This is a genomic window from Burkholderia arboris (assembly GCF_038723655.1).
Taxonomy (GTDB): Bacteria; Pseudomonadota; Gammaproteobacteria; order Burkholderiales; family Burkholderiaceae; genus Burkholderia; species Burkholderia arboris.
This window is the reverse complement of record NZ_CP109821.1, coordinates 2980747-2997315: the sequence shown is the minus strand read 5'-3', so window position 1 is coordinate 2997315 and position 16569 is coordinate 2980747. Positions and strand designations below refer to the sequence as shown.

The following is a 16569-nucleotide window of genomic DNA, read 5'->3' as shown; positions in this document are numbered from 1 at the left end:
TCATGCGTCACCTGCGTCTTCCCCTGAGTCACGCGCCGTCGGTCGGCGACGCGTCGTCGCCACCCGGCGCGCCGCGCCGCGCGCGCGGCGGCGCGAGCTGGCTCGTGTCGCCGTCCGTCGCGGTGCTGCTGCTGTGGATGTCGATTCCGCTCGCGATGACGATCTGGTATTCGTTCTCGCGCTACAACCTGCTGAACCCGGACGTGAAGGGCTTCGCGGGGCTCGACAACTACCGTTTCCTCGCGACCGATCCGTCGTTCCTGCCCGCGATCTGGCACACGCTCGTGCTGATCGGCGCGGTGCTCGCGATCACGGTGGTCGGCGGCGTGCTGATGGCCGTGCTGTTCGACCGCAAGTTCTACGGGCAGGGTGTTGCGCGCCTGCTCGCGATCGCGCCGTTCTTCGTGATGCCGACGGTGTCCGCGCTGATCTGGAAGAACATGATCCTGCATCCGGTATACGGGCTCGTCGCGAACGCGATGCGCGCGCTCGGGATGACGCCGATCGACTGGTTCGCCGATTACCCGCTCACCGCGGTGATCATCATCGTCGCGTGGCAGTGGCTGCCGTTCGCGTTCCTGATCCTGTTCACCGCGATCCAGTCGCTCGACCAGGAGCAGAAGGAAGCCGCGCGCATCGATGGCGCCGGCCCGATCGCGATGTTCTTCTACATCACGCTGCCGCACCTGAAGCGCGCGATCGCCGTGGTCGTGATGATGGAGACGATCTTCCTGCTGTCGATCTTCGCGGAAATCTATACGACGACCGGCGGCGGCCCCGGCGACGCAACGACCAACCTGTCCTACCTGATCTACGCGCTCGGCCTGCAGCAGTTCGACGTCGGCCTCGCGTCCGCGGGCGGCATCATCGCCGTCGTGGTCGCGAACGTCGTGTCGTTCTTCCTCGTGCGGATGCTCGCGCGCAACCTGAAGGGAGAGTACGAGAAATGAGCGACCTGACCTTCGAACGCCGGCGCGTGCCGGCCGTGTTCGACCTCGTGCGGCGCGCGCTGCCCGGCACGCTCGCGTGGCTGATCGCGCTGCTGCTGTTCTTCCCGATCTTCTGGATGGCGATCACCGCGTTCAAGACCGAGCAGCAGGCGTACGCGTCGACGCTGTTCTTCGTGCCGACGCTCGACAGCTTCCGCGAGGTGTTCGCGCGCAGCAACTACTTCGCGTTCGCGTGGAATTCGGTGCTGATCTCGGCGGGCGTCACGGTGATCTCGCTGCTGTTCGCGGTGCCGGCCGCGTACGCGATGGCGTTCTTCCCGAACCACCGCACGCAGAAGGTGCTGCTGTGGATGCTGTCGACGAAGATGATGCCGTCGGTCGGTGTGCTCGTGCCGATCTACCTGCTGTGGAAGAACGCGGGGCTGCTCGACACGGTGTCGGGGCTCGTGATCGTCTACACGCTGATCAACCTGCCGATCGCCGTGTGGATGACCTTCACGTACTTCAACGAAATTCCGAAGGACATCCTCGAAGCCGGGCGGATCGACGGCGCGTCGACATGGCAGGAGATCGTCTACCTGCTGATGCCGATGGCGCTGCCGGGGCTCGCGTCCACCGCGCTGCTGCTCGTGATCCTGTCGTGGAACGAGGCGTTCTGGAGCATCAACCTGTCGAGTTCGAACGCCGCGCCGCTGACCGTGTTCATCGCGTCTTATTCGAGCCCCGAAGGGTTGTTCTGGGCGAAGCTGTCCGCGGCTTCCCTGCTGGCCGTCGCGCCGATCCTGATCGTCGGCTGGCTGTCGCAGAAGCAGCTCGTGCGCGGGCTCACGTTCGGGGCGGTCAAATGAGCGTGAATATCCTGATCTGCGATTGCGACGGCGTGCTGATCGACAGCGAGGCCGTGGCCGCCGACGTGATCGTGCGCGAACTCGATGCCCGCTGGCCGGGCGTCGACGCGCGGCCGGCCGTGATGCCGCTGCTGGGGCTGCGCATCGAGCGGGTGCTGGCCGGCGCGGGCGAGGCCGTCGGCCGCACGCTGTCGGCCGCCGACGTCGAGGCGATCCGCCGCGCGGTCGAGGCGGCCGCCGTCAACGCGCCGATGGTCGAAGGCATCGACACGGCGCTCGCCGCGATCCCGTTGACGACGGCGTGCGCGAGCAACAGCTATCGCGCGTACGTCGAGGCGGCGCTCGCACGCACGGGCCTCGCACGTTTCTTCGGCGACCGGCTGTTCTGCGCGGATTCGGTTGCGCGGCCGAAGCCGGCGCCCGACGTGTATCTCGCGGCTGCGCGCACGCTCGGCGCGGCGCCCGCACACTGCCTCGTCGTCGAGGACAGCGTGACCGGCATCACCGCGGCGGCCGCGGCCGGCATGACCGTGCTCGGCTTCGTCGGCGGCGGGCACGCGTCGGCGGCCCAGATCGACGCGCTGCGCAGCATCGGCGCGCGTCACGTATTCGACGACATGCACGAGCTGCCCGGCTACGTCGCGCGCTGGCAGGCGACGGGCGCGGTGCTGCCGAACTAGCAACGATTGCGCGCTGCCGGCAAGGCGGCGCATCACGAACGAACGGAGACAGATCATGGCAAGCGTGCTCCTGCGCAACATCGCGAAGCGCTACGACGACACCGAAGTGCTGCGCAACGTGAACCTCGACATCGCCGACGGCGAATTCGTCGTGTTCGTCGGGCCGAGCGGCTGCGGCAAATCCACGCTGATGCGGATGATTGCGGGCCTCGAGGATATTTCGAACGGCGACCTGCTGATCGATGGCGCGAAGGTCAACGACGTGCCGAGCGCGAAACGCGGCATCGCGATGGTGTTCCAGTCGTATGCGCTGTACCCGCACATGACGCTGTACGACAACATGGCATTCGGCCTCAAGCTCGCGGGCGCGAAAAAGCCCGAGATCGACCAGGCCGTGAAGCAGGCCGCGAAGATCCTGCACATCGATCACCTGCTCGACCGCAAGCCGAAGCAGCTGTCGGGCGGCCAGCGGCAGCGCGTCGCGATCGGCCGCGCCATTACGCGCAAGCCGAAGGTGTTTCTGTTCGACGAGCCGCTGTCGAACCTCGACGCCGCATTGCGCGTGAAGATGCGGCTGGAATTCGCGCGGCTGCACGACGAGCTGAAGACGACGATGATCTACGTGACGCACGACCAGGTCGAAGCGATGACGCTCGCGGACAAGATCGTCGTGCTGTCAGGCGGCGCGGTGCAGCAGGTCGGCACGCCGAACGCGTTGTATCACGCGCCGGCGAACCAGTTCGTCGCGGGCTTCATCGGCTCGCCGAAGATGAACTTCCTGAAGGGCACGGTCGAATCGGCCGATGCGGGCGGCGTGCTCGTGCGCTTCGACAGCGGCGAGACGCAGCGCGTCGCGGTGGAAGCGGCGGGGCTGCAACGCGGCGCCACGGTGACAGTCGGCGTGCGGCCCGAACACCTGCTGGTCGATGCAGCCGGCACGGGCGTTGCCGCCCGGACGATGGCCGTCGAATCGCTCGGCGATGCCGCGTACCTGTATGCGGAGTCGGCCGTTGCGCCGGACGGGCTGATCGCGCGGATTCCGCCGCTCGACACGTATCGCACCGGCGAGGCACTGCGCGTGCACGCTCAGGCCGAGCACTGTCATCTGTTCGACGAGCACGGTCAGGCGTTCCGCCGGCTGAGCGCGCACGCAAAGGCCGCGTGACGGGTGGCGCCGGCGCCGCTCAGATGCGCAGGTGTTCGGCCATGTAGTCGACGAACGCACGCAGCTTCGGCGTCGGGTGCCGGCCCGACGGCCACAGCACGTAGACCGGCGTGCAGCTCGCGACGTGTTCGTCGAGCACCGCGTGCAGCGTGCCGGCGGCGAGCGCGTCGCGCACGAAGAAGATGGGCAGGCACGCGATGCCGAGCCCGCGCAGCACGAAGCACAGCCGCGCTTCCGCGCTGTTGCTGACCATCGCGACCGGTACCTCGGGCAGCGTGCCCGCGCGCGGCGCGCGCAGCGGCCAGGTCTCGAGCTTGCCGCTGGTCGGGAAGCGGTAGTGCAGGCAGCGGTGCTGCGCGAGATCGGCCGGCGTGCGCGGTGTGCCGTGCCGGTCGAGATAGTCGGGCGACGCGACGAGGTGCTGGCGAAAGTGGCCGAGCAGCCGCGACGACAAGCGCGAATCCGACGGCTGGCCGGTGCGCAGCACCGCGTCGAACCCTTCGTCGACGACGTCGACGAGCCGGTCGCTGAAATCGATGTCGAGTTCGATCTCCGGATACGCGGCCATGAAATCGGCGAGCACCGGCAACAGCAGCGTGCCGATCGTCGGCAGGCTCACGCGTAGCCGCCCGCGCGGCGCTTCCGCGCTGTGCGTCAGTTCCTGTTCGGCCGCGTCGATCTCGGCGATCACGCGCCGGCACCGTTCGAGAAAGCGTGCGCCTTCGGCCGTCAGCGTGATGCTGCGCGTGCTTCGGTGAAAGAGCCGCACGTTCAGGCGCGCCTCGAGCCGCGCGATGCGCTTGCCGATCGCCGATGCCGACAGCCCGAGCGCGCGGCCCGCCGCGACGAAACTGCGCGTTTCCGCGACCTGAACGAACACGACGAAGCCGCCCAGATTTTCCATGCAGGTTCCCGATTGCGGACTTCCACGTCCGGATTGTCCGGAACTCTAACCCGGTTTTTCTTCTTGCGTCGGCTCCCTACGATGAGCGCTCGTTCACCGTATGAGGTCACGTCATGTCATCCCTGCCTGTCACCGCTTTCCGCGTGGCACCGGACGCCGCGTTGCGCCACCGGCTCGACGACGCACTCGATCGCGCGCTCGCCGACGAGCGCATGGTCGGCGCGGTCGTGCGGGTCACCCAGGACGGCGAGCTGCGCTATGCGCGCGCCGTCGGGCTCGCCGATCGCGAAGCCGGCACGCCGATGCGGGAAGACGCGCTGTTCCGTCTGTCGTCGGTCACGAAGCCGGTCGTGGCGGCCGCCGCGATGCGGCTCGTCGCGGCGGGACGCATCACGCTCGACGAACCGGTCGCTCGCTGGTTGCCCGAATTCCGCCCGACGTTGACCGACGGCACGCCTGCCGTCATCACGTTGCGTCATCTGCTGTCGCATACGGCCGGCCTCGGCTACCGCTTCCTCGAAGCGGACGGCGACGGCCCGTATGCGCGCGCCGGCGTGTCCGACGGAATGGATCGCGCGGGGCTCTCGCTCGCCGAAAACCTGCGGCGCATCGCCAGCGTGCCGCTGCAGTTCGCGCCGGGCACGTCGTGGGGCTATTCGCTCGCGCTCGACGTGGTCGGCGCGCTGATCGAGGCGGTCGACGGGCGGCCGCTCGCCGACGCGGTGGCCGAGCGCGTCACGACACCGCTCGGGATGACCGACACCGCGTTCGTCGCGCACGACGCCGCACGCTTCGCGACGCCATACGTGACCACGCCGGGCGCGCCGCGCCGGATGGCGGACGTCGATCTCGTACCGGTGTTCGACGGCACGATCGGCATCCGTTTCGAGCCGGCGCGCGTGTTCGATGCCGATGCCTGGCCGTCGGGCGGCGCGGGGATGGCCGGCACCGCGCGCGACTGCGTGACGCTGCTCGACGCGTTGCGCACGGGCCGCGACGGCTGGCTCGACCCCGCATGGGGCGACGAGATGGCGCGTGTCCAGCCGGGGGCGCGCGAACTGCCGGACGCGCCCGGTTTCGGCTTCGGGCTCGGCTTTTCGGTGTTGCGCGATCCGGCCGCCGCGCAGTCGCCGGAGTCGGTCGGCACCTGGCGCGGCGGTGGCGCGTACGGGCATACGTGGTTCGTCGACCGCGCGGCCGGGCTGACGGTCGTTGCGCTGACCAACACGCTGTACAAGGGCCTCGACGGACGGATCGTGACCGCGGTGCGCGATGCGGTCTACGGCGTCGAAACCGGGAGCGCGTCATGAGCGATTGCCCGTTGATGGACGACCGGGTTGCCGGCCAGCCGGCGCAGGCGAGCGAACGCCTGCCGGTCTCGAACCTGCTGGCGCTCGCGACGGCCGGTTTCATCACGATCCTCACCGAAGCGTTGCCGGCGGGCCTCTTGCCGCTGATGAGCGCCGACCTGCGCGTGCCCGAGGCGCTGATCGGCCAGCTCGTGACCGTGTATGCGCTCGGCTCGATCGTCGCGGCGATTCCGCTCGTTGCCGCGACGCGCGCGATGCGGCGTCGCGGCCTGCTGCTCGCGGCGCTGGCCGGCTTCGTCGTGTCGAATGCGGTGACGGCCGTGTCGCCGTACTACGCGCTCACGCTTGCCGCGCGCTTCGTCGCGGGCATGGCGGCCGGGCTGCTGTGGGCGCTGCTGGCCGGCTATGCGAGCCGGATGGTCGATGCGTCGCTGCGCGGCCGCGCGATCGCGGTCGCGATGCTCGGCGCGCCGGTGGCGATGTCGATCGGTATTCCGGCCGGCACCGCGCTGGGCGCGGCGTTCGGCTGGCGCGTCGCGTTCGCGGGCATCACGCTGGCGGCGCTTGCGCTGATCGGCTGGATCCGCGTGCGCGTGCCCGACTATCCGGGGCAGCCGGCCGGCGCGCGCGAGCCGGTGCTCGGCGTGATGGCGCTGCCCGGCGTGCGGCCGGTGCTGACGGTGATGTTCGCGTACGTGCTCGCGCACAACATGCTGTACACGTACGTCGCGCCGTTCCTCGCGGGCGTGCGCATGGGCGCGCAGGTCGATGTGGTGCTGTTCGTGTTCGGCATCGCGTCGCTGGCCGGCATCGCGCTGACGGGTGCATGGATCGGCGCCGCGCAACGACGCCTGACGCTCGCCAGCATCGCGCTGTTCGCGCTGGCGGCCGCGCTGCTCGGCGCGGGTTCCGGGATGACGGTCGTCTATGCGGGCGTCGTGCTGTGGGGGCTCGCGTTCGGCGGCGCGCCGACGCTGTTCCAGACGGCCACCGCGAACGCGGCCGGGGAGTCGGCCGATGTCGCGCAGTCGATGCTCGTGACGGTATGGAATCTCGCGATCGCCGGCGGCGGCATCGCGGGCGGGATGCTGCTCGGCGCCACGGGTGCCGGCGCGATTCCGTGGGTGCTCGTCGTGCTGCTGGCGGCCGCGTGGGTCGGCGCGTGGCGCGCGCGCCGGCATGCGTTTCCGGCGCCGCGCGCGGCCTGAGACAGCGCGTTCGACGGCGGCGTCAGGCCGCCTTCGCGTCGAGCGCGGCGCGTGCGCAGGTTTCGTCGGTGACGAGCCCCGACAGCCAGCCGCCACGCAGTGCGGCAATCACCGCGTCGCGTTTTTTCGGGCCGCCGGCGAATGCGATCGTCGGCAGTTTCGGCGGCGTGGCGAGCGCCACGCTTGTCACGCGCGCGCTGGTCGACACGGTGATCTGCGTACCCTGCGCGTCGATCGGCACGCCGAGCAGTTCGGCCACCGCGCCGAGCGCAGTCATCTCGTCGCGCTCCTGCTCGGTGATGAAGCCGTCTTCGTAGAGCGGGCAGTGCGGGCCGATGTTGCCGATCCCGACGAACGCGACGTCGGCTTCGCCCGACAGCGCCTCGACGATCCGGTACAGCCGGTGATTGCACCACTGCGCGCGTTCCGCGTTGCTGTCGGCGAACAGCGGCGCGGGCAGCAGGAAATGCTTGCTGCCGGTTTTCTCGGAGATGTACTGCGCGACGTCGTAGCGGTTCGACGAACCGTCGGCCGCGATCGCGCCGACCATCGACACGAGCCGGTGCTGCGGGCGGTCGATCTGCGCGATCTGCGCGACCGCGGCCTTCAGCGTCCGGCCGCTGCTGACCGCGATCACCATCGGCCGGGTTTCGTTCAGGTAGCGCTCCATCACCTGCGCGCCGGCGACCGCGAGCTTGCGGTCGATCGCGTCGGGCGCATCGGTGTCGACGGGCACGACTTCGCACATCGCGAGGCCGTAGCGCTTCGACAACTGCGCGCCGAGATCGAGGCAGTCGGCAAGCTGGTGGTCGACGCGCACGCGGATCAGGTTCTTCTCGACCGCGAACGCGACGAGGCGCTGCGCGACGGGACGCGATACCTGCAGCTTTTCGGCGATTTCGTTCTGCGTGTCGCCCGCGACGTAATAGAGCCACGCGGCGCGCGTGGCGAGATCGAGTTTTTCTGAGGACTTGGACACGATAGCGATTCGGTTCGGATCTGGGGGCCGCCCCGCGGACCGGCCGGCGGGCCGCATGACGGCATCCACTGTACCGCATGTCGCGCGCGCGGCCGACGGCCGGGCGCACGGCCGCGGCGCCTACGCGAGTCGTGCGCGCGACGGTTCGTACAGCGGGCGCACGTGGCGGTACAGCGTCCGGAATGCGTCGAGGCGTTCGCGCAGCAGCGCATGGCGGGCGGGGTCCGGTGCATATTCGGCGCGCACCGGCGGCTTGGTCAGCACCGTATGCGGATCGCCGCCGGCGGCCAGCCAGCCGAGCCGTGCCGCCCCCAGCGCCGCGCCCGTTTCGCCGCCGCCGATCTGGCGCGTGCTGACGTTCAGCGCGTCCGCGATCAGTTGCGCCCAGAACGCGCTGCGCGCGCCGCCGCCGATCAGCGACAACCGGTCGGTTTCGACGCCGGCCGCGTGCAGCGCGTCGAGGCCGTCGGCAAGGCCGAGCGTCACGCCTTCGAGCACCGCGTAGCCGAGGTGCGCGCGTTCGGTCGCGTGCGTCATCCCGAAGAACACGCCCTGCGCGTACGGATCGTTGTGCGGCGTGCGCTCGCCGGACAGGTAGGGCAGGAACAGCGGGGCCGTCGCGAGCGCGTTGGGGTCGAGCGCCTCGACTTCGGCGAGCAGCGCGGGCTCGTCGGTGCCGGTCAGCTTGCAGACCCAGCGCAGGCAGCTCGCGGCCGACAGCACGACGCTCATCAGTTGCCAGCGATCGGGAATCGCGTGGCAGAACGCGTGCACGGCCGATGCGGGATTCGGCATGAAGCGGTCGCCGACCACGCTCAGCACGCCGGACGTGCCGAGCGATACGAAGCCGTCGCCCGCATGGATCGCGCCGATGCCGAGCGCGCTCGTCGCGTTGTCGCCGCCGCCGCCCGCGACCAGGACGGCCTCCGACAGCCCGAGTTCGCGGGCGACGTCCGCACGCAGCGTGCCGGACGGCGCGTTGCCCTCGACGATGCGGGGCATCTGGTCGCGCGTCATCCCGCACGCGGCGAGCAGCGCGTCGGACCAGTCGCGGCGCGCGACGTCGAGCCACAGCGTGCCGGCGGCGTCCGATGGATCGGACACTTTCGCGCCGGTCAGCCGGAACCGCAGGTAGTCCTTCGGCATCATCACGCACGCGGTTGCCGCGAACACGTCGGGTTCGTGCTTCGCGACCCACAGCAGTTTCGGCGCGGTGAAGCCGGGCATCGCGAGGTTGCCGGCCAGTGCATGGAGATCGGGCGCGCGCTCGGTGAGCAGTGCGCATTCGTCGGCGCTGCGCATGTCGTTCCACAGGATCGCGGGCCGCAGCACGCGATCGTCGCGGTCGAGCAGCACGGCGCCGTGCATCTGGCCCGACAGGCCGATGCCGCGCACCTGCGCGAACGCTTGGCGGTGCCGTTCGCGCAGCGCCGCGAGCGCGGCGAGCGTGCCGTGCCACCAGTCGTCCGGATGCTGCTCGGCCCAGCGCGGGTGCGGCCGCGACACGGTGAACGGCGAGCCGGCGGTGCCGACGACCGCGCCGTCCGGGGCGAGCAGCAGCACCTTCACTTCCGAGGTGCCGAGGTCGATGCCGAGATACATGAGCGATCCGTTCCGTCAGAGAGGAGCCGCTACTTTAGCCGTGCCGCCCGGCCTGTGCCAAGCGGGTTCGCCCGGCCGGGCGGCCGGGCGCCGGCGTGCGCGCATCAGCGCGCCGCGAGCCATGCGTCGACGCGCGCGAGCCCGGCGCGCAGCGCCTCGAACAGCGCCGCGTTGCCCGCGAGCGAGCCCCACAGCGGGCGGCTTGCGCACAGCGCGACGACCGGGTCGTCGGCGTCGACGATCGCGCGCGCGGCGCTGTCGTCCATCACGCCGTCCTGGTACGCATACGGCAGCGTGCCGCGCGCCCAGCGTTCGAGAAAGCGCAGGAACAGCGCGGGCAGCACCGCGGTGGCGACCGGCGCCGCGCCGCGCGCGAACGATTCGACGAGCGTCGGCGCGATGAAGCCGGGGATCTTCGAGAAACCGTCGGCGGCGACGCGCTGGTTCGTGTCGAGCACGTACGGGTTGCCGAAGCGCTCGAGCACGACGTCGCGGTAGCGCGCGAGATCGAGCGGGCTGGGCGTGAGGCACGGGATCACGTCCTGCGTCACGTAGTCGTGCGCGAAGCGGCGGATCGCCGCGTCGTGCGTGCCTTCGTGGATGTAGGTGTGGCCCGCGAGCGTGCCGGCCCACGCGATGCAGCTGTGGGTCGCGTTGAGGATGCGGATCTTCGCTTCCTCGTACGGATGCACGTCGTCGACGAGCTCGGCGCCGGCCAGTTCCCAGCGCGGCCGGCCGGCCGCGAAGCGGTCCTCGATCACCCACTGGATGAACGATTCGCCCATCACCGGGCACGCATCGTCGAAGCCGGTGGCCGCGCGCACACGCTCGCGCACGTCGGCGGTCGGGCGCGGCGTGATGCGGTCGACCATCGCGCTCGGCGTCGCGACGTGCGCGTCGAACCATGCGAGCAGGTCGGCCTGCCCGCGCCGTTCGAGGAATTCGCGCATCCCCGCGCGAAAGCGCGCGCCGTTGTTGCGCAGGTTGTCGCAGCTCTGCAGCGTGAGCGGGCCCGCGTCACGCTGCGCGCGTTCGGCGAGCAGCGCCGCGAGCGCACCGTACAGCGTCGTGCGCGCGCCCTGCAGGTCGGCGGCGAGATCGGCGTTCGCGAGGTCGAGCCGGTTGTGTTCGTCGAGGTAGTAGCCGCCTTCGGTGACGGTGAACGACACGATCCGGCAGGCCGGGTCGGCGCCGGCGTCGATCAGCGCGGCGAGGTCGAGCGACCACGGCAGCACGCGCGTGATCGCGCGGATCGTCTCGTAGGCGCGTTCGCCTTGCGGCGTGACGGTTTCGAGCGTGTATTCGCCGTGCTGCGCGGCGAGCGCGTCCATCGTCGCGCGCATGTCGTCGCGGATGTTGCCGACGCTCAACGACCAGCGTTCGCCGGCCGGCACGGCCGCGTTCACGCGATGCAGATACCACGCCTGGTGCGCGCGGTGAAACGAGCCTGCGCCGATGTGCAGCAGCACGGGCGCGCGGGCAGAGGACGATTCGCTCATCCGGTGTCTCCTGTTCGTGCCTGTCTTTCCAGTCGAATACGATCATTTGCTCTTTGTGTGAGCGAATGATCGTATTCAGGCGAACGAAAGTCAAGGCGGGGAAACGGCATTTCGATGGTGCGCTGCGGTGGCGCGCGGCCAGGGCGAGCGCGAAAGGCCGGACGGAAAAACGGCGTCAGCGCCCTTCGCGCGTCAGTGCGACGAGTTCGTCGAGCAGCTTGCCGGCCGGCCCCGGCAGGATGCCGTGGCGGCGCCGGAACGCGGTGAGCGTGCGCACCGCGACGACTTCACGCACGGGCAGCGTATCGATCGTGCCGGCGCGCTGTTCGGCGCCGTACATCGGCTCGGCCATCCAGCTCAGGAAGCCCGCGTGCGCCACGAGGCTCTTCAGCGTCGTGACCGAGCGCGTTTCGACCGCGATGTCGGGCAGCGCGAGCCCATGCGCGTCGAAGGTCGCGCGCATGTGGTCGAACGGCGCGGTGCCGCGCGGCGGAATCGCCCAGCGCGCGTGCAGCGTATCGGCAAGCGTCGGCGCGCGGCCGAGCGCGCGCAGCGGATGGTGCGGCGCCGCAACGATGTGGCTGCGATCTTCCCAGCGGCATTCGGGAATCGCGACGATCTCGTCGGTATCGGGACCGTGCGCGGACAGCGCGAGATCGATCTCGTGCTTGTTCAGCCCTTCCGCGAGCCGGTCCCACACACCTTCGATGATCTCGACACGCAGGTTCGGCCAGCGGTCAAGCACGCGGCCGACCGCGACCGGCAGCACCAGGCTCGCGATGCTGCCCACCGTGCCGACCTTGATCGTGCCCTTCGCGAACCCGCGCATCGCGTCGAGCTCCTCGCGCGCATGCTCGGCCTCATGCTGCAGCAGCGTCGCATGCGGCAGCAGCGCTTCGCCGAACGCGGTGAGCTGCACGCCCTTCGAGTGGCGCTCGAACAGCGGCGCGCCGACCTGGTCCTCGAGCCGCTTCAGGATCCGGCTCAGCGCAGGCTGCGTCACATGCAGCGCGTCGGCCGCGCGGCCGAGGCTGCCGCACGCGACGATCGTCGTGAACGCGCGCAATTGTCGGAGATCGAAAGTCATGCCGGAACGTAATGGCTTTGGACAGAAAATACAGTATCCGAGAATGGCTTGCACTTCGATACTGTGGAAACCGCCAAGCCATCGAGGAGACACCCGAGCATGTCCGGCCATTCGCCCCCATCCGCCGCACCGATCACCGTACGCGATTCGGTCATCGACCTGCTTCGCCAGTTCGGCATCGACCGCGTGTTCGGCAATCCCGGCTCGACCGAGCTGCCGATGTTCCGCGACTTCCCGGACGATTTCCGCTACGTGCTCGGCCTGCATGAAGCCGTCGTGGTCGGGATGGCCGACGGCCATGCGCAGGCCACCGGCAATGCGGCGGTCGTCAACCTGCATTCGGCGGCAGGCACCGGCAACGCGATGGGCAACCTCTTCACCGCATTCAAGAACCGTACGCCGCTGATCGTGACCGCGGGCCAGCAGGCGCGCGCGATTTTGCCGTTCGATCCGTTCCTCGGCGCGACGCAAGCCGCCGAGCTGCCGAAGCCGTACGTGAAATGGAGCATCGAGCCTGCGCGCGCGCAGGACGTGCCGGCCGCGATCGCGCGGGCGTACCGCATCGCGATGCAGGAGCCGCGCGGCCCCGTATTCGTGTCGATTCCGGTCGACGACTGGGACCAGCCGGCCGCGTTGCTGCCGCGCCGCGACGTCAGCAGCGTCGTGCGGCCCGATCCCGATGCGCTGGCGCGGCTCGGCGACGCGCTCGACGCCGCGCGGCGTCCCGCACTCGTGGTCGGCGCGGCCGTCGATCGCGCCGGTGCGTGGGACGACGTCGTGCGGCTCGCCGAGCGGCACCGCGCACGCGTGTACGTCGCGCCGATGTCGGGGCGCTGCAGTTTCCCCGAGGACCATCCGCTGTTCGCCGGCTTCCTGCCCGCGATCCGCGAGAAGATCGTCGCGCGGCTCGACGGGCACGACCTCGTGTTCGCGTTCGGCGCGCCCGCGTTCACCTATCACATCGAAGGCTTCGGTCCGCACGTGCCGCCGGGCGCGACGCTCGTGCAGCTCGTCGACGATCCGGGCGTCGCCGCGTGGACGCCGTCGGGCGATGCCGTCGTCGGCAACCTGCGGCTGGCCGCGCGCGACCTGCTGGCGCGTCCGGCGCCGCTCGAGCGGCCGATGCCCGCGCCGCGCGCGCCGCGCGTGCGCGTCGACGCACCCGCTGCCGGCGAGCGCATGTCGGTCGCATTCGCGCTGCAGACGCTTGCCGACGTGCGCGACGCGCACGACATCGTCGTCGAGGAGGCGCCGAGCGCGCGGCCGGTGATGCAGGAACACCTGCCGTTCACGCGCAGCGGCACGTTCTACACGATGGACAGCGGCGGGCTCGGCTACGGGATGCCGGCCGCCGTCGGTGTCGCGCTTGCGCACCCGGCGCGGCGGGTGATCGGGCTGATCGGCGACGGCTCGAGCCTGTATTCGATCCAGGCGCTGTGGAGCGCCGCGCAGCTGAAGTTGCCGATCACGTTCGTGATCCTGAACAATCGGCGTTACGCCGCGCTGCAGGATTTCGCGCCCGTGTTCGGCTTCGGCCCGGACGACCCGGTGCAGGGCACCGATCTGCCGGACCTGGATTTCGTCGCGCTTGCGCAAGGGATGGGCTGCCGCGGTGTGCGCGTGTCCGATGCGGCGCAATTGCGCGACACGCTGACCGACGCGCTGCGCGCCGCGACGCCGGTCGTCGTCGAAGTCGAGATTGCCTGACGCGCCCCGCGCGCGTCCTTCCGGAGAATTCATGCAAACCGTATCGATGCTGATCGACGGCGAACGCCGTCATGCGTCCAGTGGCGCGACCTTCGTGCGCCGCAATCCGCTCGACGGCGAAGTCGCGTCCGAAGCGCCCGCATGCACCGTCGACGATGCGCGTGCGGCGGCCGACGCGGCCGCCCGCGCGTTTCCCGGCTGGGCCGCACTCGGCCCCGGCGCGCGTCGCGCGCTGCTGCTGAAGGCGGCCGCCGCACTTGAAGCGAAGCACGAGCAGTTCGTTGCCGCGATGGCGGCCGAGACGGGCGCGTCCGCGCTGTGGGCCGGCTTCAACGTGCACCTCGCCGCGAGCGGGCTCGTCGAGGCCGCGTCGTTGACCACGCAGGTCGGCGGCGAGCTGATTCCGTCCGACGTGCCGGGCTCGCTCGCGATGGGCGTGCGGCAAGCGGCCGGCGTCGTGCTCGGCATCGCGCCGTGGAACGCGCCGGTGATCCTCGCGACGCGCGCGCTCGCGCTGCCGCTCGCATGCGGCAACACGGTCGTGCTGAAGGGCTCGGAGCTGTGTCCCGTCACGCACGGGCTGATCGTCGAGGCGCTGCAGGAAGCCGGGTTGCCGCCGGGCGTCGTCAACTTCGTCACGAATGCGCCCGACGACGCAGGTGCCGTCGTCGATGCGTTGATTGCGCATCCGGCCGTGCGCCGCGTGAATTTCACGGGCTCGACGCGTGTCGGACGGATCGTCGCCGAAGCCTGCGCGCGCCACCTGAAACCGTCGGTGCTCGAGCTTGGCGGCAAGGCGCCGTTCGTCGTGCTCGACGATGCCGATCTCGACGCGGCGGTCGCGGCGGCCGCGTTCGGCGCATTCGCGAATTCCGGGCAGATCTGCATGTCGACCGAGCGCATCGTCGTCGATGCGTCGATCGCCGATGCGTTCGTCGCGAAGCTCGCCGACAAGGCCGCGTCGCTGCCGCTCGGCGATCCGCGCAACGGGCCCGTCGTGCTCGGTTCGCTGATCGACATGAAGGCCGTCGAGCGCTGCAACGCGCTGATCGACGATGCGCTCGCGCATGGCGCGACGTTGCTGTGCGGCGGCAACGCGGACAGCACGCTGTTTCCCGCGACGCTGCTCGACCATGTGACGCCGGCAATGCGCATCTATGCGGAAGAATCGTTCGGCCCGGTGAAGGGCATCGTGCGCGTCGACGGGGAGGAGGCCGCGATCCGCTGCGCGAACGACAACGCATTCGGGCTGTCGTCGGCCGTGTTCAGCCGCGACGTCGCGCGTGCGCTGCGCGTCGCGGCGCGCATCGAATCGGGCATCTGCCACGTGAACGGCCCGACCGTGCACGACGAGGCGCAGATGCCGTTCGGCGGCGTGAAGGACAGCGGCTTCGGCCACTTCGGCGGCAAGGCCGGCATCGCCGCATTCACGGACCTGCGCTGGATCACCGTGCAGACCGCGCCGCGCCACTATCCGTTCTGACGAGGCTGCCGACGATGAGGATCGCGATTCTGGGAGCGGGCGCGATGGGCTCGCTGTTCGGCGGGTTGCTCGCCGAAAGCGGTGAGGCCGTCACGCTGATCGACGTGAACGACGCGCATCTCGACGCGATTCGCCGCGACGGGCTGCGCATCGACGACGACCACGGCGAGCGACGTATCCGCACATTGCAGGCCGTGCGGCCGGAAGCGGCGAACGCCGAAGCGCTTGCGTCGCCCCATGCACCGTTCGACCTGCTGATCGTTTTCACGAAGTCGCTGCACACGCGCGCGGCGCTCGAAGGCGTGCACGCGCTGCTGACGCCGGACACGGCCGTGCTGACGCTGCAGAACGGGCTCGGCAATGTCGAGGCGCTGAATGCGTTCGTGCCGCTCGACCGCATCCTGGTCGGCGTGACGACGTGGCCGGCCGATGCGGCCGGGCCTGCACACGTGCGCTCGCACGGCGCGGGCACGATCCGCATGATGACGGCCGACGGCGCGGTACGCCCGTTCGCGGCGACCGTGGCCGATGCGCTGTCGCGCGCGGGGCTGGCGTGCACGCTCGACGCCGACGTGTGGGCCGCGATCTGGGAGAAGGTCGCGTTCAACGCGGCGCTCAACACGCTGTGCGCGGCGACCGGCTGCACGGTCGACCAGCTCGGCAATCATCACGACGGGCCGCGGCTCGCGCTGGCGATCGCGGCCGAGACCGCAGCGGTCGCGCGTGCGAAAGGGATCGCCGTCGATGGCGAGCGCATCGCGCGCAACGTCGAACATGCCATTCGCGAACATCGCGGCCATCGCCCGTCGATGTTGCAGGACGTGCTGGCGGGCCGCCGTACGGAAATCGACGCGATCGGCGGCAAGGTCGTCGCGGCCGCGCGTGAAGCGGGTGTCCCCGTGCCGCATGCGGAGACGATGCTCGCGCTCGTCCGGCTGATCGACGCACGGATGAACTGAGCATCAGGCCGGCGGCCGGCTGGCGCCGCATGACGAGCCGCGCGCACGACCTATAGCCGATGGCGCCGGATCGACACGGATGGGACACCGCGCGGGCACCGGCGCATCGACGCCGGCCGCGCTGCAAGCGATCCGGGCACGCGTGCGCGCGCCAGCCCGGGCAACTGGAGACGCCATGAAAGCCATCG

General features: G+C 70.3%; 14 protein-coding genes. 9 read left to right on the top strand and 5 right to left on the bottom strand.

Annotated features, from left to right (window positions below; genetic code table 11):
* Positions 1-2 precede the first annotated feature (2 nt).
* Genes OHZ10_RS14085 through OHZ10_RS14070 form a run of 4 tightly spaced genes read left to right on the top strand, consistent with a single transcriptional unit; the run spans position 3 to position 3643 of the window.
* Positions 3-950, top strand: a complete 948-nt coding sequence (locus OHZ10_RS14085; RefSeq protein ID WP_059233333.1) for a carbohydrate ABC transporter permease — start codon at positions 3-5, stop codon at positions 948-950.
* Entirely contained in the window at positions 947-1798 is an 852-nt protein-coding gene (locus tag OHZ10_RS14080; RefSeq protein WP_059233334.1) for a carbohydrate ABC transporter permease, read from the top strand. Before OHZ10_RS14085 ends, OHZ10_RS14080 begins: the two co-directional genes overlap by 4 nt.
* On the top strand, positions 1795-2478 hold the full coding sequence (locus OHZ10_RS14075) for an HAD family hydrolase (protein WP_059233335.1): 684 nt from the start codon (positions 1795-1797) through the stop codon (positions 2476-2478). The genes OHZ10_RS14080 and OHZ10_RS14075 overlap by 4 nt, the downstream gene beginning before the upstream one ends.
* 55 nt (positions 2479-2533) lie before the next feature.
* Entirely contained in the window at positions 2534-3643 is a 1110-nt protein-coding gene (locus OHZ10_RS14070) for an ABC transporter ATP-binding protein (RefSeq protein WP_059233336.1), read from the top strand.
* Positions 3644-3662: 19 nt separating this feature from the next.
* Here OHZ10_RS14070 and OHZ10_RS14065 read toward each other — a convergent pair whose 3' ends face one another.
* The gene (locus OHZ10_RS14065; protein WP_059233337.1) at positions 3663-4547 is read right to left on the bottom strand and encodes a LysR family transcriptional regulator; all 885 of its coding nucleotides are present in this window, start codon (positions 4545-4547) and stop codon (positions 3663-3665) included.
* Between the two features lie 113 nt (positions 4548-4660).
* On the opposite strand from OHZ10_RS14065, the gene OHZ10_RS14060 reads away from it, so the two are divergent.
* The gene (locus tag OHZ10_RS14060; RefSeq protein WP_342702800.1) at positions 4661-5857 is read left to right on the top strand and encodes a serine hydrolase domain-containing protein; all 1197 of its coding nucleotides are present in this window, start codon (positions 4661-4663) and stop codon (positions 5855-5857) included.
* On the top strand, positions 5854-7065 hold the full coding sequence (locus tag OHZ10_RS14055) for an MFS transporter (protein ID WP_342702798.1): 1212 nt from the start codon (positions 5854-5856) through the stop codon (positions 7063-7065). Before OHZ10_RS14060 ends, OHZ10_RS14055 begins: the two co-directional genes overlap by 4 nt.
* A 22-nt stretch (positions 7066-7087) precedes the next feature.
* Here the strand turns inward: OHZ10_RS14055 and OHZ10_RS14050 are convergent, their stop codons facing one another.
* The 4 genes from OHZ10_RS14050 to OHZ10_RS14035 all read right to left on the bottom strand — a co-directional run bounded on the left by OHZ10_RS14050 (position 7088) and on the right by OHZ10_RS14035 (position 12232).
* Positions 7088-8101, bottom strand: a complete 1014-nt coding sequence (locus OHZ10_RS14050; protein WP_081051894.1) for a sugar-binding transcriptional regulator — start codon at positions 8099-8101, stop codon at positions 7088-7090.
* Positions 8102-8164: 63 nt separating this feature from the next.
* The gene (xylB, locus tag OHZ10_RS14045; protein WP_342702797.1) at positions 8165-9646 is read right to left on the bottom strand and encodes a xylulokinase; all 1482 of its coding nucleotides are present in this window, start codon (positions 9644-9646) and stop codon (positions 8165-8167) included.
* A gap of 104 nt (positions 9647-9750) precedes the next feature.
* Positions 9751-11145 (bottom strand): D-arabinitol 4-dehydrogenase, encoded by a 1395-nt coding sequence (dalD, locus tag OHZ10_RS14040; protein ID WP_342702796.1) that lies wholly within the window; start codon positions 11143-11145, stop codon positions 9751-9753.
* A gap of 175 nt (positions 11146-11320) precedes the next feature.
* Positions 11321-12232 (bottom strand): LysR family transcriptional regulator, encoded by a 912-nt coding sequence (locus tag OHZ10_RS14035; RefSeq protein WP_174994286.1) that lies wholly within the window; start codon positions 12230-12232, stop codon positions 11321-11323.
* A gap of 99 nt (positions 12233-12331) precedes the next feature.
* On the opposite strand from OHZ10_RS14035, the gene mdlC reads away from it, so the two are divergent.
* Genes mdlC through OHZ10_RS14020 form a run of 3 tightly spaced genes read left to right on the top strand, consistent with a single transcriptional unit; the run spans position 12332 to position 16381 of the window.
* Positions 12332-13939 carry a benzoylformate decarboxylase gene (gene mdlC / locus OHZ10_RS14030; RefSeq protein ID WP_342702795.1) on the top strand — a complete coding sequence of 536 codons (1608 nt, stop codon included), beginning with the start codon at positions 12332-12334 and terminating at the stop codon, positions 13937-13939.
* A gap of 31 nt (positions 13940-13970) precedes the next feature.
* Entirely contained in the window at positions 13971-15422 is a 1452-nt protein-coding gene (locus OHZ10_RS14025) for an aldehyde dehydrogenase (protein ID WP_174994285.1), read from the top strand.
* A 14-nt stretch (positions 15423-15436) separates the two neighbouring features.
* On the top strand, positions 15437-16381 hold the full coding sequence (locus OHZ10_RS14020; RefSeq protein WP_256085223.1) for a ketopantoate reductase family protein: 945 nt from the start codon (positions 15437-15439) through the stop codon (positions 16379-16381).
* Positions 16382-16569: the final 188 nt, after the last annotated feature.

Excerpts from the sequence above, each read along its gene's own strand:
- OHZ10_RS14085 (WP_059233333.1), top strand. The coding sequence starts at position 3 with ATGCGTCACCTGCGTCTTCCCCTGAGTCACGCGCCGTCGGTCGGCGAC.
- OHZ10_RS14080 (WP_059233334.1), top strand. The coding sequence starts at position 947 with ATGAGCGACCTGACCTTCGAACGCCGGCGCGTGCCGGCCGTGTTCGAC.
- OHZ10_RS14075 (WP_059233335.1), top strand. The coding sequence starts at position 1,795 with ATGAGCGTGAATATCCTGATCTGCGATTGCGACGGCGTGCTGATCGAC.
- OHZ10_RS14070 (WP_059233336.1), top strand. The coding sequence starts at position 2,534 with ATGGCAAGCGTGCTCCTGCGCAACATCGCGAAGCGCTACGACGACACC.
- OHZ10_RS14065 (WP_059233337.1), bottom strand. The coding sequence starts at position 4,547 with ATGGAAAATCTGGGCGGCTTCGTCGTGTTCGTTCAGGTCGCGGAAACG.
- OHZ10_RS14060 (WP_342702800.1), top strand. The coding sequence starts at position 4,661 with ATGTCATCCCTGCCTGTCACCGCTTTCCGCGTGGCACCGGACGCCGCG.
- OHZ10_RS14055 (WP_342702798.1), top strand. The coding sequence starts at position 5,854 with ATGAGCGATTGCCCGTTGATGGACGACCGGGTTGCCGGCCAGCCGGCG.
- OHZ10_RS14050 (WP_081051894.1), bottom strand. The coding sequence starts at position 8,101 with ATGCGGCCCGCCGGCCGGTCCGCGGGGCGGCCCCCAGATCCGAACCGA.
- xylB (WP_342702797.1), bottom strand. The coding sequence starts at position 9,646 with ATGTATCTCGGCATCGACCTCGGCACCTCGGAAGTGAAGGTGCTGCTG.
- dalD (WP_342702796.1), bottom strand. The coding sequence starts at position 11,145 with ATGAGCGAATCGTCCTCTGCCCGCGCGCCCGTGCTGCTGCACATCGGC.
- OHZ10_RS14035 (WP_174994286.1), bottom strand. The coding sequence starts at position 12,232 with ATGACTTTCGATCTCCGACAATTGCGCGCGTTCACGACGATCGTCGCG.
- mdlC (WP_342702795.1), top strand. The coding sequence starts at position 12,332 with ATGTCCGGCCATTCGCCCCCATCCGCCGCACCGATCACCGTACGCGAT.
- OHZ10_RS14025 (WP_174994285.1), top strand. The coding sequence starts at position 13,971 with ATGCAAACCGTATCGATGCTGATCGACGGCGAACGCCGTCATGCGTCC.
- OHZ10_RS14020 (WP_256085223.1), top strand. The coding sequence starts at position 15,437 with ATGAGGATCGCGATTCTGGGAGCGGGCGCGATGGGCTCGCTGTTCGGC.